The organism is Cupriavidus sp. 291-E7 (genome assembly GCF_057798835.1).
In genome coordinates this window covers 137,845-159,257 of sequence record NZ_JBYOJV010000001.1, presented here as the reverse complement: position 1 = coordinate 159,257, position 21,413 = coordinate 137,845, and the positions used below count along the sequence as shown (strand labels likewise).

Below are 21,413 nucleotides of genomic sequence, written 5' to 3'. Positions count from 1 at the left end.
CTGTGTGCCGTGTTGACTCGACAAGTCGGAAAAGGCCGGATCATCCCACAAGCCCGCGGGTGCATCCAGTCTGGCCGGGGATTTCCCTGCCTTGACGTCGGCGCCAATCCCCCGTATAAATCTCGGCCAGATTCAAGCGACGAGGCAACAGTTCATTCGTTAGCCACCGTCTTGGTACTTCGGTTGTCCATGGTGTCCTTTCCTTGAGTTCTCGCAGTACGGTGGTGTGAGCACCATCGGTTTCTTTTTTCTTTTTTTGGAAAGCAATACCATGCAAACCGGTATCGTCAAGTGGTTCAACGACGCCAAGGGCTTTGGCTTTATCAAGCCGGACGCCGGCGGTGACGACCTGTTCGCGCACTTCTCGGAAGTTCGCGTTGAGGGCTTCAAGTCGCTGCAAGAAAACCAGCGCGTGTCGTTCGAAGTGAAGAACGGCCCGAAGGGTCTGCAAGCGGCCAACATCACGCCGATCTAAGACCCGGCAGCACGCGTGCTCCGGCACGCGTCGACGCCACGAAAACCCGCCCTAACCGGCGGGTTTTTTTTCGCCTGCGCGATCCGTACCAGATATGGCGCCGTACGGGGCCTTGGGGCCTTGGGGCTTTACGCCTCACTCTCCCCGCCCTTCGATTCCGTCGTTCGACCACCGCTCCTGGTCCGCCCCTGTTTTCCGCTTCCGTACAACGTCCGCTCACGCGCCAGCGCTTTGTTGCGATCCCGCCACCTGTTTGGAGGGACGCAGAAATGGGTACGGTATTCGCCTTCGACGGCCCGTAGCTTGCGCAGAAACGGGTACGCTCGCCCGCTGCTGCGCCGCAGAATTGGGTACGCTCGGCACCTGGAGGTCGATCGGGCGCTCGACTTTGACTTTCTTGCAACGGTCTTTGTGCGACGCAGAAATGGGTACGCTTTTGGCGGAGAAGTGCCTGAGTCGGCGGTTTACGCGCACGGTTATCCCGCCTCTTGTTTGAGCACATCGGTTATCCCCGCAGAAACGGGTACTTGGCGAATCAATCTCACGTATGCGGTAGCGACCCAGATCGGCGGCGCAGAAATGGGTACGCTTTAGGACTTCGCCTGCCCGCAGAAACGGGTACGGGACACGTATACGCAGGCACTCTCGCGATAGGCCCCCGCTGGATGTATACGTAGCTACCCCGCAGAAACGGGTACGCGACGCGCAAGGCCCAGCGACAACGGTTTCGATGAGAGTGGGGACTAGCTTTACGTATACGTAGCGAAATTGAGCGGGGAGATCGATACGGACGTCAACCGCGCCCCGTTCATCTACGCAGAAGTAGGTACGCTTTGCCATCACGCGACGCCTTGATGCCTCGCAGAATTGGGTACGCTTTGCGCGAGCTCGAGGCCGTACCCGAGTCATCGCAGATTTGGGTACGCCGCAGAAATGGGTTCGACATGCTGGTTTCGGCACCCTCAAGCGTGGTAGCGCAGAATTGGGTACGCTTTCTGGGGCCCGCCCCGCAGATTTGGGTACGCTTTGCGCGCAGCCGGGCCGGCATTCGGGGAATTCCGTACCCGATTCTGCGTGGATAAGCGGGCAGACATGCCTGGCACAGGCCTCGCACAGGCGCCTAGAGGGTACGCACCCATCGAGCTGCGCAGAAACGGGTACGCTTTTTCGTCGTTCCGCTGTGGAAAAGCCTGTGGGATCAGTAGGTTATCCCCGCTGATTCTGGTTCGCGGTTTCCGCTGAAACGGGTTCGGTTTACCGCAGAATCGGGTTCGGGCTGACGCAGAAACGAGTACGGAACCGCGCAGAATCGGGTACGGAGAGGGCAAAAAAGCGCTTCTGAATCAATGGGCTTGGCGCTCCGTATACGGTTTACGAGTAGTTAACCCGTATCGGTATCGTTTACTTGTAGTGGATGAGCAGCCAACCGTGGACAACCCTGCTGGGTTGCCCACCGTGTGCCTGCCATCCTGCCAATCGCCGGATACCCGGCAATGCAGAACAGCGGGCTTGCAAGAAACGCTGTTGGCAAGGGTCACGGCTCCCAACAGCGATAAAAACGACGGCAGACACACAATCGCGTATACGTACCCGTTTCTGCGTGACAACGTATACGCGATCGCGTACAAAGGCGGGTAATCCGAAGCCCACCAATATGTCGATCAAACGCTCAATGGCCTCCGAGGGAGAACGCTCAGTCCTGGAAGCGGACAGAGAACCGTCCCGCATCATCGTTCCTGGCAACGAGAACGTCGTAGTGCCTTCCGAGAAGTTCCAGCGTCTGTTCGATGAAGCTCAGGCGATGGAACGCGAGGACGCCTGGCAAAGCGGTGAAGTTGGCTTTCTGAGCCGCGCCAGCGTGCAGGTGACGCTTCCGTACCGCGCGCCTAAAGGCGCGCCGCCCGTCTGGACGCGAACCAGCGGCAATATCTCGCTGATGATCCAGCCTGGGTACTTCACGCAGCAGCGTTCGGAACGCGCCTCCAACGGCCGTCAGAAGCTCGTCTCCGAGACGGTGTCACTAGGCTACCCTTACGGCTCTTATCCGCGCCTGATGCTTGCCTGGATTGGCAAGGAAATCATGGCCAAGAAGAAGCGGGGCGAGTTCACGGGCACGGTCGAAGACCGCCGCATATCGCTGGGCAATTCGCTGTCCGAGTTCATGTACAACCTCGGCATCCCGATGGCCACCGGGGGCAAGCGCGGCACGATGACGCTGGTGCGGCAACAGATGATCCGTCTGTTCTCGGCCACGATCGCCATCGTGCAGAACAAGTCGATTCCGGTCCCGAACCAGGTGCCGAATCACGAGCCGCTGTCGATCGACCGCGTTGGCTATCTGCTAGCCGATCAGTTGTCGACCTGGTGGGATCCGATGCAGCCGGGCCAGGGCTCGATGTTCGAGAGCTTTGTGGTGCTGTCCGAGCCGTTCTTCAACGAACTGGTGAATCGCCCCGTACCGGTGGATATGCGCGCGCTGAAGGCGCTAAAGCAGTCGCCATTTGCGCTCGATGTGTATTCCTGGCTGACTTACCGTTTCTTCACGATCCAGCGCCGCACGGAAATCCCGTGGGAAGCGCTGCAGATGCAGTTCGGCACCGAAACCGAGAGCGAGCGGAAATTCCGGGCGTTGTTCCGCAAGGCACTGAAGGACGTGCTGGTGGTCTATCCGGGTGCCAAGGTGGATGCGGATTCTTCCAAGGCGCTGATTCTGCAGCCGTCCCGTACCAGCGTACGCAAGCTCGGGTAAGAAGGATGCTGCTGCCGGCACAGCCGCGGCGGCAAAAAGCAAAAAGGGCAAGCGCGATGCTTGCCCTTTTTGCTTACCGGCCAATCAGACTGACGACCGGATGCTGCAGTGGTTCGCCTCAGGCGGGCTTGATGGCGGACGCCTGCAGGCCCTTCGGGCCTTGCTTGACTTCAAACGTCACGCGCTGGCCGTCTTTCAGGGTCTTGAAACCCGAGCCCTGAATCTCCGAGAAGTGGGCAAACAGGTCTGCACCACCGTCGTCTGGAGTAATGAAGCCGAAACCCTTGGTCTCGTTGAACCACTTGACCGTACCGGTTGCCATAAGAAATTCCTTTCGAAGCAAGTTCGTTTACACAACGCAAACAACCGTTCAAGCACGCTGGGGTCTCGTAGATACCGAACGGAGGTCAACGAGGTTGAAACGACTTGACTCGACTGTAGCGGGCATCATAACCACATTGTGTTGCGGTGTCATGTGCGGCGTAATGCGCACTGCCTTTACTTTAGGCAGATTCCCCATCGCTTTTCAAGAAGAAGAATCCCGCAGGATTGATGTAGCGATATTTCTTCCATTTTCGGCAGCGACGCGGCGGGTATCTCCGACGGAATGCTGATACAGCGCAATGGCGCAGGTTTCCAATTATTTAAATTTTCGAAAATGGGTTGTAGCGGAATGTTGGATTGGCTAAAGTCTCGCCTTGATTGACACCAACATTCGCGCTTTCAGCGCTGAAAGTGAGGCCCCAAGTGGCAGCAAAAATCATCACCGTTTTCAACCAGAAGGGCGGCTGCGGCAAGACCACCGTCAGCATGCATCTCGCTGGCACACTTGGCCTTCGCGGCGCTCGCTCGATGCTGGTCGATATGGACGAACAGGGCACGGCCACTCGGTGGGCGGCCCAGGCCAGTGACGAAAGGCCTTTCCCCGCGTCCGTTATCGGTCTTGCGCCTTCAGGTGGTGCCATGCACCGCGAGGTCCGCAAGTTCGTTCACGACTACGACTACATTCTTGTCGACTGCCCGCCTGCGGTGCATTCGGCTGCACCCTCGAGCGCGCTGCTGATCTCTGATCTGGCGATCATTCCGGTCGTGCCTTCGCCGCCCGATCTGTGGGCCGCGGTCGCCGCGAAGACGCTGGCACAGCACGCCCAGGTCCAGAACGAGACACTGCAGATCCGCGTAATGGCCAATATGGTCCAACGCCGGGTATCCATCGCGCGCCAGGCCATCGAAATCCTTGGCGACGACGGCGATGTGCCTCTGCTGAATTCGATGATCGGCTCGCGCTCGGCATTCCGCGAATGCCAGGCGATTGGCTGTACTGTTCACGGCGTGCCAGGCGCGCGCGAGGCGATCCAGGAAGTCGACATGATGGTCGACGAAATCCTGTCCCTGATTGAGTAATACGAATGGCAACGAAATTGAAAAGCCTGAAGGCCGGCATGCTCGCCGGCATGGCAGCGGAGAAGACCCGCAACGATGCGATCGACCGGTTCGCACGTGCGGAGGCCGCGCTGTCCGAACATCCGAATGGGCTGCTCCAGTCGCAACGCGCCGGGGCGTTGGCCGCCACTTTCAGCGCTGAAAGTGCGGTGTCCGCGCCCGATGGGCGCCAGCTGATTCGCGTGCCCATTGCCCAGCTGCACGACAACCCGTTCAATGCGCGCCGCATCTACGATCCGGCGGTGGTACAGGAACGCGCCGCATCCATCGCCACGCATGGGCAGAAGACGCCTGGCCTGGCCGCGCCCGACCCGACCCGGCCGGGGCATTACATCCTCATCGACGGTCACTACCGCAAGCGTGCCCTGGCGTCGGCCGGCAAGCTGGAGATGGAATGCTTCATCGAGGACAACCTCAGTGACCTCGATTTCTACCGGCTGTCGTTCTTGCTCAACGAGCAGCGCTCGGATCAGTCGGCACTGGACAACGCGATTGCGTGGCGCCAGCTGCTCGATGAAGGCAAGGTCCTGAAGGAAGAGGAAATCTGCGAGCTGACCGGGATGTCGGCGGGGACGGTGAACAAGACGCTGGCGCTGCTGAAGCTGCCCGAGTCAGTTATTGGCGTCATGCGCGAACGGCCCAGCGCCATTGGTATCGCCGCCGGCTATGAGCTGACGCTGTATTTCAAGATCGCCGGCGAAGATCGCACCCGCGAACTGGCCACGCGCATCATGAACGATGGACTGTCCAGCCGGGAGGTCGAGTCGATCCGTAAGCAGGCCCAGGAAGGCAAGTCACGCAAGGTCAAGGAAATCAGCCGCCAGTACAAGATCCGGACGGAGTCGGGGCAGTTGCTCGGCACGATCAAGGAATGGGATTCGGGCCGAATCATGCTCGACGTCCAACTGACGGACCGCAACGCGCGGGAGGACCTGCTCGAGGTACTCAAGGCGCGGTTCGGGCTCGATAAGACGCTGCTCTGAGATCAGGCGATGCGCAACTGGCGCGGCGTGAACGTCCTGGGCACGTCGCCGTTTGCCGCTGAAAAACGCTGCCAGCTGGACCGAAGCAGCCGGTCCAGCCCACTTGCTGAATAGCCTGCCGACGCCAGCGCGCGTTTGGCACGGCCCCGTTCCGTATCCGGAAAATCAATAGGCGCCAGCAGCGCCGCGTCGGGATTCCATCCCGGTGCCTGGGCATGCCAGTCCAGGCCGCGGTCGCGCCAATGGTCCGTCAATGCCCGCCAGACATCGGCGGCCAGTTCGATATCCCCTCGGCGCGCCGCACTCTTCGCAAGGCAAGCCAGCCGTCCTGAATCGTTATTTGCATCAATCTGCGCGAAACAAATAGTCGGCAACTCGACGACGCGCAATCCGTGCCGCGCAATCAGCAATGCCGCAGCGAGGGCCGCGCGTTGGCGCGGCGACGGTGTATCGCTGGCCAGCCACTCGATGAATCGGGCAATGACAAGCTGGTGGTCGGCCGGATGCGTGGCCGACAACTCCGTCTTGGTTTGGGTGGCGGTGTCATCGGTCGGCGCCTCCCGATCCCTGTCCGGGCGGACATTGACTCGCCGCGTGCGCTGAGGGATGTCATCGGGACGCACCACGCCCAGAATCACACGCACCACGCGCAACGCGGCCTCGCAGGAACTGGTACGCAGCGGGCCCTCGAACGGTCGCCAATGGACTCTGTCACGCCGGCCGGCCGGGCCGCACCAGAAGTCGGCCGGTTGCGGATCGGCCAGAAACGACGCGTAAGTCCGCAAGTCGTCGGCACCCAAAGATCGGAGCGATCGGCCCTGCCGGGCGGCCCACAATAGAATTCGTTCCGCTTCTCGCCGGTAACTCTTCCAGGTGTTCGGCGAGGATTCGCTGGCCTTCAGCCACTCGCGGACCGTACCTAGATCTTCGCCAATTTCTACCTGGGCAATGTTGGTCCCGACAGGCGCGCGCATCGATTCGAGCGGCACCGGAAACCGCATGCCCGTACCCAATGCTGCGTCCTCAAGTGATTTACGATTCACAAAATCGGACGGTACCTGAACGAACTCCCGCAGCCTGATATCGAACCCTGCCTGCTGTGCGGCAAGCCAACGAACGATGGTCTCGCAGGATTGGCGGCCAATGCGCGGCACATGGCGCCACCAGCTGGTGCCATGACGGTTTGCCAGGTTCACAAGGTCGGCGATGGTATGGACGTCGGCAACCATCAGCCGCCGGGCCAGATTGGGGCCAAACCACAGCGATACACGGTGCGATGCCAGCGGACGACCCTGCCCCAGTTGCTCGATCGACGACAGCGCCTCCACGCGGCGCGTCATGCCCGTATCTGACCGGCCACGGAGTGCCTCGAACATCTCGGCGATGTCCGGGCGGTCGTGCTGCAGGGCGAACTGCACCAGACGGTCGCGCAGCGCGAGAATGCGCTGCACGGCCTGATGCTCGGTCAGCTCGTCGTCGTCGTCCGGGTCCAGCAGGTAGCGGTTGGCGATCTCCACCGGGCGCATGCCCTGTGCATAGGCGCGCACCACCGCAAATTCGGTACGGGTCAGCTTGGTCGCGGCCAGAGTGTCGCGATCATCCGCCACAACAGCGCTCCCTTGAATGTGCTTTATTAATCATTTATACATACCGGGCAGTGCGGCTCGCGTCATCGAGATCCCCGAAGAATCACCCAAAAGGTCGGTTCATCAGCACGTGCGCAAACGTCACCTAAGTGACTGATTTGCAACCGAAACTTCCCGTCTCCAAACTGAACCGGCGCATTCTGCACCTTAAAATGCAATGCAAATTATTTTAATGCAAGTGGGCGCACATGGGAAAGCAGGGGCTTAGTGCGGTGTTGCCGATGACGCAGCTGGTGATTAGGGCGCGCATGGGGCTTCATATGCATCAGATCAACGCCGGAGGCGCGGAGACGACTGGCACACGGTTGTGCCGCCTGGCCGGCGGCGGCTGCCCCATCAGCGGCTGATGGGACTCGTGAGCGGCCTCAGACGGCCTGCAGCCCCACCTGGAGCATAGCGCCAGTGAGCCAAAGCGCGACTGAATGATAGCGAGCCCAGCCCACAATCCAGCCAACGAATGTTGACGCCTCGCAATCGACCACCCTCATTCTTCCCGTATGCAGCAAAGCTATACCATCGAAGAAGTGGATGCTGTCGGGCAGTGGATTCGCTCAACGTGGCCAGCGCAGCGAGGGTAGGTTTCGTCGCCTGGACCGCACACGATCAGAGGGTCCGTATCGTGTGCAAAAACCGTCTCAGGCCGAGAAAATTTCCCTGATGCAGTGCTGTTTCTGCGGCATTGATTTAAAAGGAATTTCATACGCAGCAGTGAGTACGCTTGGGTCGCTGCGATGCTCTTCGCCACGCGCGCGGATGCGCAATCGAGGCACGCCGAAAAGCGCGATGAGCGTATACGTATACGAGGTATACGCGTTTGACTGCTTGCGGCGAGAGGCGTCGCGCGTGGCGCATCGCGTGCCGACATTCGCCAAACGGGCATCATTCGTCGAATGAGTTTTCCATTCGCCTGATGAACCCCAACTACTAATCCACCGAATAAATTAAGCGGAAAGAACTTGGGCGCGCGAGCGCCACATGCAGTGGTCCTCGCGCGCCCTTACGGTTGGTTACGGAAGCGGATCGGTGATTCAGTGCTCGATCACCGGCGCATGCACCGGAGCGATCGACGCATGCGGTGTCGCGGTGCGCTGCGCGGCCTTGTGGACCATCGTGTAGGCGTAGTCGATGCCCATGCCGTAGGCGCCCGAGTGTTCCTTGGCCAGACCCGTCACGGCGTCGTACGTTTCCTTGTTCTTCCAGTCACGTTGCCATTCCAGCAGTACCTGCTGCCAGGTCACCGGCACCACGCCGGCCTGGATCATGCGCTGCATGGCGTAGTCGTGCGCTTCCTTGGTGGTGCCGCCGGAGGCGTCGGCCACCATGTAGATCTCGTAATCGCCTTCGAGCATGGCGCTCAGTGCGAACGTGGTGTTGCAGACTTCGGTCCACAGGCCGGCCACGACGATCTTCTTGCGGCCGTTGGCGGCCAGCGAGTCGCGCACCTTCTGATCGTCCCAGGAGTTCATCGAGGTACGTTCCAGCGTTTCCTTGCCCGGGAAGACGTCGAGCAGTTCGGGGTAGGTGTAGCCGGAGAACGAATCGCTTTCCACGGTGGTGATGGTGGTGGGCACGTCGAAGATCTTCGCTGCCTTGGCCAGGCCCACGACATTGTTCTTCATGGTCTGGCGGTCCATCGACTGCACGCCGAAGGCCATCTGGGGCTGATGATCGATGATGATCAGTTGGCTGTTGCGCGGGGTCAGGACTTGCAGTTTGGCGTTCGACATGGTGCTCTCCGGTATAAAAAATGATTCAATAAGTTTGAGGTTATTCAGGGCGGCGTCTGCTTCGCTTCGTTTGCTTCGCTGCGTTGCTGCGCTGTCCATGTGCAGAACTATAGCGGTCGCCTTCCCGGAGAAAGTCGGCTATCGCTGTCATAGTTGTTCAAAATTATTGAAATAGCGAAGCGGCGTCGTCGATAGGGCCGGCGTCTGTCAGAATCGAGCGGGCAGATCGCCCACGACCGAGGAGCCAAACGCCATGCCAACGCTCTACTCCTATCCTGACCTTTTTGGCGTGGCGGACAACAACGCCTTCGGCCTGAAAGTGTTCGCGTTCATGCGTTTGTGTGGGCTGGCCTTCGAGCACCGCCATATCCTGGATACCTCCCAGGCGCCGCGCGGCCAGTTGCCCTACCTGGAGGATGGACGTACGTCGGTGGGAGACAGCGACGCCATCATCGCCTACCTGACCAAGCAGTACGGCCTGACGCTGGATGCGCAACTGTCGCCGGGGCAAAGAAATCTCGACCTGCTCGTGCGCCGTACGTTAGACGACCTGTATTGGCCGATGAGCTATTCACGCTGGCGCGATGACCGGTACTGGCCGGCTTTCCGCGACGCCTTGCGCGCCACGCATCCCGACATCACGCCAGACGCGCTGGAAGCCGCGCGCAAATACAACGACCAGCGCTATTACTACCAGGGGATCGGTCGCTATGCACCGGAGCAGGTCTACGCACGCGGCATCGAAGACCTGCGTGTGGTGGCGGACCTGATTGGGGAGGAAGGCTTCGTGTTCGGCGAGCAGCCCACGCCGATCGATGCCGCGATCTACGGTTTTGTCGCCAATATCTATTACTACGAGATCGATACGCCGTTGCGGCGATACGTGCTGACGCGACCGAACCTCGTACGGCATTGCCGCGAGGTGCACGATCGCGTCATGCAGAAGCAGACGCGAGGAACCTGAGCGCCGCCAGGGTCCTCGCGGACTGGAATCAATCCAGTCGGAAGGTCCGCACCACTTCAGCCAGTGTCGCCGCCTGTCCTTGCAGCGCGGCGGCCGCGGCCGTCGACTGCTCCACCAGCGCGGCGTTCTGCTGAACCATCTGATCCAGCTGGCTGACCGCCACGTTCACTTCCTGGATGCCGCGTGTCTGTTCGCGCGCGGCGCTCGTGATCTCGGAGATGATCTGCGTGACGCGGCCCACATTACCCACGATCTCGCGCATTGTTTCTCCGCTCAGACGCACCTGGCCAGAACCGGCATTCACGCTGCCCACCGTGGATTCGATCAGCGTCTTGATCTCCTTGGCCGCCTGCGAACTACGCTGGGCCAGCGCACGGACTTCGCCCGCCACCACCGCGAAGCCTCGGCCCTGCTCGCCAGCGCGTGCCGCTTCCACGGCCGCGTTGAGCGCGAGGATGTTGGTCTGGAACGCGATGCCTTCGATGACGCCGATGATTTCCGAAACCTTTACCGCGGCGCGTTCGATATCGCTCATGGTTTCGATAGCGCCGGCAATCGCATTGCCGCCGTCCGTCGCAACCAGTTGTGCCTGGGTGGCGGTTTCGTCGGCCTGGCGGGCCGAGCTTTCCGATTGTCCGACCGTGGCGGTGATCTCCTCCATCGATGCGGCGGTCTGCTCCAGGCTCGCCGCCGCGGATTCCGTGCGTTGCGACAGGTCGGCGTTGCCTTCCGCAATCTCGTTTGCAGCCACGTGCACGGATTCGCTCGCATCGCGGATCTGGCGCATGACATGCACGAGCTTGTCGGCAAACGCATTGAAGGCGCGCGCGATCTGCGCCACTTCATCGGTACCCTCGGCGGCCAGGCGGCGCGTCAGATCGCCGTCGCCGGAACCGATTGCCATCATGGCATCACGAATACCGGAGAGCCGGCGGAACGAAACGGCCGTCACGCCGGCCACGATCACCGCCGCCGCGCAGGCAACGACGACCAGCGAAATCAACGATGCAATCAGCACCGACCGCATGCCCGCGGTGGCTTCCGACTTGTCCAGCGCAATCACGGCCACCCAGTCGGTGCCCGGAATCTCGCGGCCGCGCAGCAGTCTGGCGGCGCCGCCGATGCTCACATCCATCGGCGTGGTGGCCGAGACCAGTGCGCCGAGTTTGTCGCCGTCCAGTGCAGGCACCAGATCGGTAATCGGCTTCAGCGTCAGCTTGTCGTCCTGGTGCGCGACGATCTTGCCGTCGCGTGCCACCAGGATGCCGAAGCTGGCAGGCGTGGGATGGATCGAGCGGACATTGGCGACCACCGCATCCATCGCCACGTCGCCGCCGATCACCGCCTTGACGCCACCGTCGCGTATCACCGGCACGGCAAAGGTCACCACGAGCTTGCCGCTGCTGGCCGCGATATAAGGCGGCGTGACGATCGGCTTGCCCGCGGCCACGGCCTGCTTGTACCAGGGGCGCGCGGTGGGATCGTAGTCAGGCTTCAGGCCGGCGGCATCGGAAAACCGATGGCTCTTGTCCGGATAACCCACGTAGGTCTTGATAAAGCCGCCCGCGTTCGAAACAAGTTTGAGCGCGGGAATGGGGTCGTCTTGCAGCGCGGCTTCCTGCAGTGATTCGATCATCTGCGTGTGGCTGGAGACCCATGCCGCGATGGCATCCACGTGCCCTGTCTGCACGGCGGCGAGGTTGTTGTCGATGGCCTCGTTGTTGTAGGTACGAGCCACGAACTGGTTGACGATGGCATTGGCTGCCAGCGCCACGATCACGATGGCCACGGATAGGGCCACGATACGTGCGCGAAGCGAGGAAAGCATGTGTTGAACTCTTCTCTCAAGTTGACCCTGGTATGGGCGGGAAATCTGCCCTCGCATTGACGGCATGCCGCCGGTCGACTTTAGTGCGCTGCAACATAGAGATTTTCGAGTCACTTTTTGCCCGACTGAGCGATCGTTCGGGGCCTGCAGGGCAGTTGCCATATGTCTGTACAGGCATTGCTATACAACCGAGGGAAAACCCGTTGCGCTGCAGCACCAACTTGCATTCGCAAGGCGTGCTGCCTATGCTGAACACCAGAATTCAATTTAATTTGAATCTGTATTCAGAAGCATCTAACGCGTTACATACGCACACGGGGCGGTCTTACATCCTCCGAGGGAGGGCCCAAGCAGGTAGGCAGCGAGCCAGGACGGGAAACGCTGCCAAGGCTCAGGAGGTGATGTAGATCGTATGGAAATGCAGCCGCGCCATAAGCGGAGCATCTCCAATCAGCGCGCCGCACGAACCTTAGGACTCGGAGTGACGCGCCAAGAAGAAGTGAGCGGCCATGGCCACCATCCTGTTGCTCGAGCCACACCCTTTGTTGCGTCTCGGTCTGCGCCATCTGTTGGCTCAGGCGCATGTACCGGGCGATCTCATCGATCTCGATCCCGCCGGCCTGCATGATCCCGACCCGTGGACACACCACGCGGATCTGCTCGTCTTCGGCCTGCCGGCCGAAACGGACGCTGGCTGGCAGACGCTGGCCGAACTGTGCCGCCGTCTGACGCCGCTGCGCGTGCTGGTGCTGGCAGACCACCTGCCGGTGTCGCTGCCCGAATCCGGTGTGCCCGATGCGGTGCGTGGTCTGCTGGCCAAGACGTGTTCGGCCGATGCGCTCGAAGCCGCCATCCGCCTGGTGCTGGCCGGGGGCGAATGCTTCCCGTCGCAACTGCCGGCCGCGCGTCATGCCGATCTGTCGCACCACGATGCCCGCCATGACGCCGCGCCGATCGTGGTGCCGTTGCACAGCGTGCCGGCGCACATGGCCGACGCTGCCGCGCCGGGGCAAGCCGCGCCGCAGGAAACACCGGCCGCGGGCGCCCATCTGCTCAACATCACCGAACGCCAGTACGAAGTCCTTGCGCTGCTGGCGCGCGGTTATCCGATCAAGACGGTCAGCCGGTTGCTGAATATATCGGTGGCCACTGCCAAGACCCACGCCTGCACGCTGTACCAGCGCCTGCATGTGCGCAACAAGGGTGAGGCTGTGTACGTGGCGCTGCAGCGCGGTGCCACCTTGAACTGGCCAGGCCCCGCGCCGGCCAAGCCCACGCATATCCCGATGTCGTCCCTGAACGCGCGGGAGGCTTGTGAGGCCGCATAAAAGAAGTCACGTATTGCCCGCGGGTCTTGGCCCGCCTCCGCCATTCGCCGGCCCGCCCCTCGTCCAAAAGTATGAGGCGGCCGCCGGCCGTGGTTGCTAGCTTGTATTTCATGTCCGGCGCCGGGGGGCAGCCGCAGGGATCAGCGAAATCTCTGGCATGAACCCTCATCGCCATCATTTCCACAAGAATACGACGCGCCCAACCAGGGCGCCCCGCCGGTGCACCACACCCTGCGGATAGACGCGTGACAAGCGCGGATGGCATTCAGATGACGACCTATCTCATCGCCAGCAATGAAATGATGTGCCGCATCCTTGCGCGGCGCATGGAGGGGCAGGACATCCCGACACCAGTTCGCTGGCACGGGCCTGAATGGCTGCTCGACGGTGATCCCGTTGGCGCGCGCATGTCCTCGATTGAAAATCCCGACGCAGCCGAGCCGTTACCGGAGCGGCCGGTCGAGATGGCGCTGGTCGACTGCAGCGGCGTACCCGGTGATCCGCGCGCGCTGCTGGACCGCGTGCTCGCACTGCTGGCGCCACGGCGCTGGCTGGTGTTGTCCGATGCGCTCGATGCCCCGCTGATGGCCCATGCCGCGCTGCTGGGTGCCAACGGCTGCCTGGCCGTACCGGCGCCGGTGGAACTGGTCTGTGCCGCCGCCACGCTGGTGTGGGCCGGTGGCCAGTGTTTTCCGCGCAGCGCGCTGTCACTGCTGAGATCCCTGCATCCGCACGGCGCGCAAGCGGCGCCGATATCGCGGTTCATCCCTGCGGCGCGGGTAAGTCCCGATGGGTCTACTGCCATCGGATGAAGGCGCTCGCGCGTTGATACGACTATGCTGGATTTGCCCGCGGTCAGAAGCCGGTGCCTTGGCGAGACCGGCCGCCGCGGGGAGCAGGGGGTCGTATGGAACGCAGTCTGGATATCCTGGTCGTCCACGGGTTTGCCGTGCGCGAGGGCCGGGGCAAATGGGCATGTTGCTATGAGATACGGCTCGCCATCATTGGCGGGCCGTTGTTGTATCGGGGCGAACTGCACGGACGGTGCTTTGCCACCGAGGATGCCGCCATCACGGCGGCGCGAGAGATCGGCGAACGCGAAGCGAGCCGACATCTGGATACCGCGCGCGCGATGTTCGTCGCCTTGACCCGCACGCCGGTTCCCTGACCGCGCAGGGTCCGCCATTCGCACCTTCACGTAACGTCTTGCGTACCCGCTTCACCGGCCGGCCAAAAAAGAAGCCCGCCGACCGGGGGACCATGCGGGCTTTGAAATGGCCGCTCACTTGGTGAGCGACCATTGCATTGAACATATCGAATCGCCGCGCAAGACAGTATCAACCAGAAGACGCATGCGGACCCGGCACCTCATCCCTGCATTACGGGCCGTGTCAAAACCGCGGCACCAGCACTGGCGCGCTCGCGCCGACCATGCGGCCCGTGCAGGGTCATCCATCCGCCGGCCTCCGGCCTCATGCTTCGGGATGGATGCCGGTGCGCACGAGCAGTTGGCGCGCCAAAATTGATGGCGCCACGCATGCCATCGCACGCCGCAAGCGCGTGCCACGCAACCGGACTCTCGCACGCGCGAGATGCGCCGCGGGGCCCCGATTTGGCGACGCACACGCCGGGCGGATCTGTGTGCGGCGCCCAACAGACGCTCGGGAACCGCTACGCAACCATGACCCAAGTCAGCCCCCCGCAAGGGGCATGGGCCGGTCATGGCGTCGATCTGAAAAGTTGGCTCGATATCGACGACATCCGGCACTGGCCGCTCCAGCCTGACCTACGTATCTTCGTGCGCACCGCGTTGCGCGGCTGAACTTACGCCGCGGCGTATTGAGTGCGCCCGATAACCGTAGCGCGCGGTTTGGTGCGACATCGCACCGAGCTCATCGCGCAAAGAACATGGAATGGAGCTCGTCAACGAATCGGAGAGATCGAATGAAGTCAACCATCCGCAATATTCTCGGTGAAGTGGCGCGACTCGATGTGCCGCTGGCCACGCTGGCCGACAACGATGACCTCTATGCGGCGGGCCTGTCGTCGCTGGCCACCGTGCACGTCATGCTGGCGCTGGAAAACGCCTTCGACATCGAAATCCCGGACCAGATGCTGACGCGTCAGCTCTTTCGCAGCGTGGACTCGCTGGCGGCGGCCGTGGAGACGATTCGCAACCAGCAGGAGGCCGCATGAACACCGCCAGGGTATCGCTGGCCCATGCCAATTCCGGTGCCGGCGCCATCGCCGGTGAAGAATTGATCGCGGCCGCGCGCGAAGCCGCTGCCGTGGCACAGCGCTTTGCCGACGCCGTGGACCAGGAAGCGCGATTCCCGCACGAAGCGTTCGAGGTGCTGCGCGAGCACGGCCTGCTTGGCGCGATGGTGCCGGCCGTGCTGGGCGGCAGCGGTGCATCGCTGGCAACGGTGGCCACCATCGGCCGCGTGCTGGGCGAGATGTGCGCATCCACCGGCATGATCTACGCGATGCACCAGATCCAGGTGGCCTGCCTGCTCGAACACGGCACTGGCAGCCCTTGGCATCAGCAATTGCTGGCGCGCGTGGCCAAGGAACAGTTGCTGCTGGCGTCGGCCACGTCTGAGGAAGCCATCGGTGGCGCACTGCGCAACAGTGGCTGCGCCGTCAATGTGGAAGGCGACCGGTTCCATCTGCTGAAGATGGCGCCCACGATCTCCTACGGCGCGCATGCCGACGGCATCCTGATCACGGCACGCCGCCATGCGGATGCTTCGCCGTCAGACCAGGTGCTGGTCTGCGCGCTGAAGCCGGACTACACGCTGCAAAGCCTGAACACGTGGGACACGCTTGGCATGCGTGGCACGTGCAGCAATGGCTTCCGGCTGGAGGCCACGGGGCAGGTGGACCAGGTGCTGCCGGTGCCGTTCGGCGAGATTGCCGATACCACGATGACGCCCGTTTCGCACATCCTCTGGAGTGCGCTGTGGCTGGGCATTGCCGGCGATGCGGTGTCGCGTGCCAAGACCTTCTTCCAGGGTCAGGCGCGCGCGCGCCCCGGGCAGTTGCCGCCGTCGGCACCGCGCGTGGCCGAAGCGGTCAGCCTGCTGCAGATGATGGAAGCACGCATCGATATGGCGCTAGAGCGCCAGCGCGCGCGTCACGCGGGCGCATCGGTGCCGGCGGCGTTCGCGCTCGCGGCGGAGATGAATGGACTGAAGACCGCCATGTCGACGACCGCGCTCGAAGTCGTGCAGCAGGCACTGCTGGTATGCGGCATGGCCGGCTACAAGCACGGCACGCCGTTCAGCCTGGGCCGCCATCTGCGCGACCTGTGGTCGGCACCGCTGATGATCAACAACGATCGCATCCAGACCAACACGGCCAATCTGTTGCTGGCCGACCGTTCGTGAGGAACCACTTATGGACGCCCATGCATTGACTGAGGCGGCGCCGGGCGGCGGCGCAGCCGAAACCGCGGTCGGGCCGACCTACCTGGAGCGGTTGCTGGCCGCTGGCCTGCTGATCGAAACCGGCGTGAAGGGCCTGTATGGCCGCAGCGCGCAGTTCGAAAGCATTGCCGATGGCCTGAACGCGGCCATCACGCGAATCGGCGTGGACCAGCACGCCGAAGTCCTGCGCTTTCCGCCCGCGATGGGCCGGCAGGACTTCGAGACCAGCGAATACCTGAAGAACTTTCCGCAGCTGGCGGGCACGATTCACAGCTTCTGCGGCGACGACCGCGGGCATCGCCGCCTGCTCGCCAGGATAGAAGACAAGGAAGAGTGGACCGACCAGCAGGAATTCACTGGCGTGGTGCTGACGCCCGCTGCCTGCTACCCGATCTACCCGGTGGTGGCCAAGCGTGGTCCGTTGCCCAGCGAAGGCAAGGTGGTGGACGTGCTGTCGTATTGCTATCGGCATGAGCCGTCGCTGGAGCCTACGCGCATGCAGCTGTTTCGCCAGCGCGAATACGTGTGCCTGGGCTCGCCCGAGCGCATCGTCGCGTTCCGCCAGTTGTGGATGGAGCGCGGACAAGCCCTGGCCGAGGCGTTGCAGCTACCGGTGGAGGTCGACGTCGCCAACGATCCTTTCTTCGGACGCGGCGGCAAGATCGTGGCCGACAGCCAGCGCGAACTGAAGCTCAAGTTCGAGCTGCTGATTCCGGTCAACGATGGCGCGCCGCCCACGGCCTGCATGAGTTTCAACTACCACATCGACCACTTCGGCGCGCTCTGGCATATCGGCCTGGCCGATGGCGGTGTGGCGCATACGGGTTGTGTGGGATTCGGCATTGAACGGCTGGTGCTGGCACTGCTCAAGCACCACGGTCTCGACCCCGCGAAGTGGCCGCAACCGGTGCGTGAGACGCTGGGAGACGTGTAAATGTACGGAGACGGCAAGGCTGTACGCACACGCGGCGGCGCGCACGCGCTGCATGGTGGAAATCCGGTATGGTCACATGCCAACCGCCACATCGACCTTTGGGTTGAACTGTTGCATGGATGGGACTTCGAACCCGTCGCAGCTTTGCCGTTCACGGTCACCCTAGATTTCGAAGGGGACCAGTTCACTTCGTCGAACATCCCGTCGGCCGACCTTGAGCGGCTGTACGGCATCGTCAAGGACGAACTGTCGACCTACAACCAGCTCGAAGCGCACGTTGCCGCGCAGACCAACCGTGGCAACGCGGTGCTGCTGGAGGTGGACAGCTACCAGCTTCCCCAGCCCGCTGGCGCATACCGGCGTCAGCATGCACGAGCGTGCATCGCGATCGATGCGCTGGTGCCCGAGGCGACGGCGGTGGGTTACTACCATCACGACGGCTACCACACCGCCAGCGGCGACGACTACCTGGCCATCTTCCGCATGCCTGCGCATGAAACCATGTGGGGCGTGGCGATGTTTCCACAGGCGGAAGTGGTGCGCCGCCGCTTTCCGGCCATGACCGAGGATGCCCTGTTGCGCGCGTCGGTGGACCTGTTGCGCGGACACCTGGCGCGGCGTCCGCGCCAGAACCCGATCCAGGCATTCCGCGCCGCTTTCCCGGCGCACCTGGAACAACTGATGGCGCGCAACGAGGCCAACTTCCAGATCTATGCCGCCAGCGTGCTGCGTCAGCTCGGCGCCAATTTCGAACTGCTCGGTTGCTATGTGCGCTGGCTGGTCATGAACGGGCAGTCACTACCCGATACCGTGGCCGAAGCGTGCTACACGATGGCGTCCGAGGCGATGGTCATGCAGTTCCGCCTGATGCGCGCCGTCATCAGCCACAAGTCCGATAGCTGCCAGGATTGCCTGGAACAGCTCGAACTGGCTTACCAGGGCACGGTACCCGCGCTGGCGGCCCACTTTGGAGAGACCGTCACATGACCGCACGGGATCCGGAACCGGCATTGCTGCCCATCCTGCAGCCCGGGGTGGCCGTGGGGCGATCGCGGCTTGAAGGCGACTGGACCCTGCTTGAAACCTTTGCGAATGCGGCCGCGCATCCGGGCGAGCTGTCCGAGACCGGCCACTGGTTGCCCGCGCCAGTGCCCGGTACCGTGGCCAGCGCGCTGCGCGCCGCGCGACGCTGGGACGATACGGCGCCGCCGCCACTGCACCATAACGATTACTGGTACCGGCTGCATTTCTCCGGCAGCGGCCGCCGGTTGCTGCGCTTCAACGGTCTTGCCACGATTGCCGAGGTCTGGCTCAACGGCGTGAAGGTGCTTACCACGCACCATATGTTCGCGGCACACCAGGTGGAAGTGGAACTGGCGGGCGCGGACAACGCGCTGCATATCTGCTTTCGCGCGATGCATCCGTGGCTGCGCACGCAGCGCGGCCCGGTTCGGTGGAAGCCGCGCATGATCCAGCCGCCGTCGCTGCGCACGGTTCGCACGACGCTGCTTGGGCACATGCCTGGCTGGTGTCCGCCCGTGCATGCGGTCGGCCCGTGGCGCGATATCGAACTGCTCGATCCCGCCGGTACCGATCTCGCGCATGGCGTACGTGCCGAACTGTCGAGCCGGATCGAAGGCAGCGACGGCGTCATCGAGGCAAAACTGCATTTTCCAGGGCCGGTGCCGACGCACGGTACGTTCTCGGCGATGGGCCCCGAGCACGCCGTGTGGCAGGGCGAACTGTGCAGCATCGGCGGCCAAACGCTGGCCGGCACGCTGCGCATCCCGGATGCACGACGCTGGTGGCCGCATACACATGGCGATCCGGCGCTTTACCGGATCGACGCCAGCTTTGGCGGCCACGTACTGGCATGCGGCCGCGTTGGGTTTCGTACGATCACCGAAGACCGCGATGGCGAACCCGGCGCTTTTGCGCTGCGCGTCAACGGCGAACGTGTGTTCTGCCGTGGCGCGTGCGTATCGAGCCACGACCTGCCGGGCCTGGCCGATACCGACGAGGCCGTGGCACGCTGGCTTGAGCTGGCCCGCGACGCCGGCGCGAACATGGTGCGCGTGAGTGGCGTGACCTGCTATCCGGGCGAGGCGTTCTATCGCCATTGCGATGCACTGGGCTTGATGGTCTGGCAGGACTTCATGTTCGCGAATTTCGACTACGGCAGCGAGTCCAGCGCCAGTGCCGCGTTGATGGACGATGCGAGCCGCGAAGTCTCGCAGTGGCTGACGTCGACCGGTGCGCATGCGAGCCTGGCCGTGCTGTGCGGCGGCAGCGAGGCGGAGCAGCAGGCGGCCATGCTGGGCGCCCCGCGCGGCACATGGCGCCAGCCGCTGTTCGATGAATTGATTCCGGCGCTGGTGGCCAGGCACCGGCCGGACACGGTCTACGTGCGCAACTCGCCGAGCGAGGGCCCGTGGCCGTTCCAGCCCGATACCGGCGTCACGCACTACTACGGCGTGGGCGCATATGAGCGGCCGCTGGCCGATGCGCGGCTCGCCAACGTGCGCTTTACGTCCGAATGCCTGGCATTCGCCAATGTGCCGTGCGCGCGCACGCTGGCGGAGGCGGGCCTGTCGCAGCCGTTGCACGACCCGCGCTGGAAGGCGCGCGTGCCACGCGACGCCGGTTCGGCCTGGGATTTCGAAGATATCCGCGACTTCTACCTGCGAGCGCTGTTCGAGGTGGACCCGCCACGGCTGCGCTATGAGCATCCGGCCCGCTACCTGGCGCTGTCACGCGCCGTGGTGGCGGAGATCATGACCGAAGTGTTCGGCGAATGGCGCCGCACGGGTTCCTCCTGCATGGGAGGGCTGGTGTGGCAGCTGCAAGATCTGCTGCCGGGCGCCGGCTGGGGCATCATCGATGCCCGGGCGCGGCCCAAGTCGGCATGGCACGCGCTGCGGCAGGTATGGCAGCCGCTGCAGGTGTTGCTGACGGACGAAGGGTTGAACGGCCTGCACGTGCACCTGATCAACGAGTCCGGCGCGCCGCGCACGGTGCGGTTGACGCTGCGTTGCCTGCGCGATGGCGAGGCCGTGGCCGACCAGGCCACGCGGACGCTGACGCTGGGGCCACGCGAGTCACGGCGGCTGGTGGCGGCGGAACTGCTCGATCACTTCTTCGATTTCACATACGCATACCGCTTTGGTCCGCCCGCGCACGACGTGGTGCTGGCGACGCTGCATGACGCGTCTCCGGAAACCGCGTCGGACACTACCCCGGACGAGGCAGGAAACCGGTTGCTCAGCCAGTCGGTCTATCTGCCGAACCGGCGCGCCGATGCGCTGCGCGATCCGGGCCTCCGTGCCAGCGTGGCATGCGAAGACGGCGTCTGGTGGCTCACGGTGGAGGCGCGGCGCTTCGCGCGCTGGGTCCATATCGACGATCACGCCTACCTGCCCGAGACCGACTGGTTCCATCTCGGGCCGGGCGAATCGCGCCGCATCCGCCTGATGCACGATGCCGCGGGTGTAGCCGGGGCCAACGCCATCCCTTCGGGCGAGGTGTCCGCGCTGAACGCCGACCGGTCGGTCAATTACGACGGCTGACGCCGTCGATCTCCACCTGCCCGCCATGCCACGGCTGGCGCGGCAGGACACATATCCCTCATCCACATGGCCGGTGCGCCCGCCCCGCCGCGCCCGCGTCTTCCTCCCCCGAATTCCTACATCCAACCTACCAAAGCATGACTACCAGACCTATCCGTCTGCCTACTGTCGGTTCAGTGCGCCATAGCACTTAATACAGTCAACAACGAAGAATATCCGGAGCGCAAAAAAGCTTCGGCAGGTTTTACGGGCGGCAGTCGCAAGGCTGCCAGGTATTCGCCAGCAGCTAGCTGATAAAGGGTGGAGCGGCGAAGTCGGGTCACACGTCTCGCAGGCGTTTGC

The 21,413-nt window shown here is 63.1% G+C and carries 19 protein-coding genes; 14 read left to right on the top strand and 5 right to left on the bottom strand.

The annotated features are described in order from the left end of the window. The first annotated feature begins 271 nt into the window (after positions 1 to 271). Positions 272 to 475, top strand: coding sequence for a cold-shock protein (locus tag AC3FLX_RS00705; RefSeq protein ID WP_124685789.1), 204 nt, complete (start codon positions 272 to 274; stop codon positions 473 to 475). A 1,654-nt stretch (positions 476 to 2,129) separates the two neighbouring features. After that, on the top strand, positions 2,130 to 3,224 hold the full coding sequence (locus tag AC3FLX_RS00700) for a replication protein RepA (protein ID WP_488693079.1): 1,095 nt from the start codon (positions 2,130 to 2,132) through the stop codon (positions 3,222 to 3,224). Positions 3,225 to 3,342: 118 nt separating this feature from the next. On the opposite strand, the gene AC3FLX_RS00695 is transcribed toward AC3FLX_RS00700, so the two are convergent. Further along, positions 3,343 to 3,546 carry a cold-shock protein gene (locus tag AC3FLX_RS00695; protein ID WP_006159056.1) on the bottom strand — a complete coding sequence of 68 codons (204 nt, stop codon included), beginning with the start codon at positions 3,544 to 3,546 and terminating at the stop codon, positions 3,343 to 3,345. Positions 3,547 to 3,868: 322 nt separating this feature from the next. After that, positions 3,869 to 4,036, bottom strand: coding sequence for a hypothetical protein (locus AC3FLX_RS00690; protein WP_488693726.1), 168 nt, complete (start codon positions 4,034 to 4,036; stop codon positions 3,869 to 3,871). Here AC3FLX_RS00690 and AC3FLX_RS00685 point away from each other — a divergent pair. Continuing rightward, positions 3,972 to 4,628: an AAA family ATPase gene (locus AC3FLX_RS00685; protein WP_066737651.1), complete on the top strand. Its 657-nt coding sequence runs from the start codon at positions 3,972 to 3,974 to the stop codon at positions 4,626 to 4,628. The two genes, AC3FLX_RS00690 and AC3FLX_RS00685, sit on opposite strands and share 65 nt — an antisense overlap. Positions 4,629 to 4,633: 5 nt before the next feature. Beyond that, positions 4,634 to 5,650: a ParB/RepB/Spo0J family partition protein gene (locus AC3FLX_RS00680; RefSeq protein WP_488693078.1), complete on the top strand. Its 1,017-nt coding sequence runs from the start codon at positions 4,634 to 4,636 to the stop codon at positions 5,648 to 5,650. Between the two features lie 2 nt (positions 5,651 to 5,652). Here the strand turns inward: AC3FLX_RS00680 and AC3FLX_RS00675 are convergent, their stop codons facing one another. Further along, positions 5,653 to 7,257, bottom strand: coding sequence for a phage integrase family protein (locus AC3FLX_RS00675; RefSeq protein ID WP_488693077.1), 1,605 nt, complete (start codon positions 7,255 to 7,257; stop codon positions 5,653 to 5,655). 1,067 nt (positions 7,258 to 8,324) lie between these two features. Continuing rightward, positions 8,325 to 9,023, bottom strand: a complete 699-nt coding sequence (locus AC3FLX_RS00670) for a hydrolase (protein ID WP_488693076.1) — start codon at positions 9,021 to 9,023, stop codon at positions 8,325 to 8,327. A gap of 253 nt (positions 9,024 to 9,276) precedes the next feature. Here AC3FLX_RS00670 and AC3FLX_RS00665 point away from each other — a divergent pair, with 253 nt between their 5' ends. Beyond that, positions 9,277 to 9,987 (top strand): glutathione S-transferase C-terminal domain-containing protein, encoded by a 711-nt coding sequence (locus AC3FLX_RS00665; protein ID WP_488693075.1) that lies wholly within the window; start codon positions 9,277 to 9,279, stop codon positions 9,985 to 9,987. 28 nt (positions 9,988 to 10,015) lie between these two features. On the opposite strand, the gene AC3FLX_RS00660 is transcribed toward AC3FLX_RS00665, so the two are convergent. Continuing rightward, positions 10,016 to 11,815 (bottom strand): methyl-accepting chemotaxis protein, encoded by a 1,800-nt coding sequence (locus AC3FLX_RS00660; RefSeq protein WP_488693074.1) that lies wholly within the window; start codon positions 11,813 to 11,815, stop codon positions 10,016 to 10,018. Positions 11,816 to 12,324: 509 nt separating this feature from the next. Between AC3FLX_RS00660 and AC3FLX_RS00655 the strand changes: the two genes are divergently transcribed. The 9 genes from AC3FLX_RS00655 to AC3FLX_RS00615 all read left to right on the top strand — a co-directional run bounded on the left by AC3FLX_RS00655 (position 12,325) and on the right by AC3FLX_RS00615 (position 21,071). Further along, positions 12,325 to 13,143 (top strand): helix-turn-helix transcriptional regulator, encoded by an 819-nt coding sequence (locus AC3FLX_RS00655; RefSeq protein WP_488693073.1) that lies wholly within the window; start codon positions 12,325 to 12,327, stop codon positions 13,141 to 13,143. A 269-nt stretch (positions 13,144 to 13,412) separates the two neighbouring features. Further along, positions 13,413 to 13,955 (top strand): DNA-binding response regulator, encoded by a 543-nt coding sequence (locus AC3FLX_RS00650; RefSeq protein ID WP_488693072.1) that lies wholly within the window; start codon positions 13,413 to 13,415, stop codon positions 13,953 to 13,955. A gap of 95 nt (positions 13,956 to 14,050) precedes the next feature. Further along, entirely contained in the window at positions 14,051 to 14,311 is a 261-nt protein-coding gene (locus tag AC3FLX_RS00645) for a hypothetical protein (RefSeq protein ID WP_488693071.1), read from the top strand. 513 nt (positions 14,312 to 14,824) lie between these two features. Next, positions 14,825 to 14,965: a hypothetical protein gene (locus tag AC3FLX_RS00640; protein ID WP_488693070.1), complete on the top strand. Its 141-nt coding sequence runs from the start codon at positions 14,825 to 14,827 to the stop codon at positions 14,963 to 14,965. A gap of 122 nt (positions 14,966 to 15,087) precedes the next feature. Then, complete coding sequence (locus AC3FLX_RS00635) at positions 15,088 to 15,339, top strand: acyl carrier protein (protein WP_488693069.1); 252 nt, start codon at positions 15,088 to 15,090, stop codon at positions 15,337 to 15,339. Next, positions 15,336 to 16,532 (top strand): acyl-CoA dehydrogenase family protein, encoded by a 1,197-nt coding sequence (locus AC3FLX_RS00630; RefSeq protein WP_488693068.1) that lies wholly within the window; start codon positions 15,336 to 15,338, stop codon positions 16,530 to 16,532. Before AC3FLX_RS00635 ends, AC3FLX_RS00630 begins: the two co-directional genes overlap by 4 nt. Positions 16,533 to 16,542: 10 nt before the next feature. Next, positions 16,543 to 17,505 (top strand): amino acid--[acyl-carrier-protein] ligase, encoded by a 963-nt coding sequence (locus AC3FLX_RS00625; protein WP_488693067.1) that lies wholly within the window; start codon positions 16,543 to 16,545, stop codon positions 17,503 to 17,505. Next, the gene (locus tag AC3FLX_RS00620) at positions 17,506 to 18,492 is read left to right on the top strand and encodes a DUF1839 family protein (protein WP_488693066.1); all 987 of its coding nucleotides are present in this window, start codon (positions 17,506 to 17,508) and stop codon (positions 18,490 to 18,492) included. Then, complete coding sequence (locus tag AC3FLX_RS00615; protein WP_488693065.1) at positions 18,489 to 21,071, top strand: glycoside hydrolase family 2 protein; 2,583 nt, start codon at positions 18,489 to 18,491, stop codon at positions 21,069 to 21,071. The genes AC3FLX_RS00620 and AC3FLX_RS00615 overlap by 4 nt, the downstream gene beginning before the upstream one ends. The last annotated feature ends 342 nt before the right edge of the window (positions 21,072 to 21,413 follow it).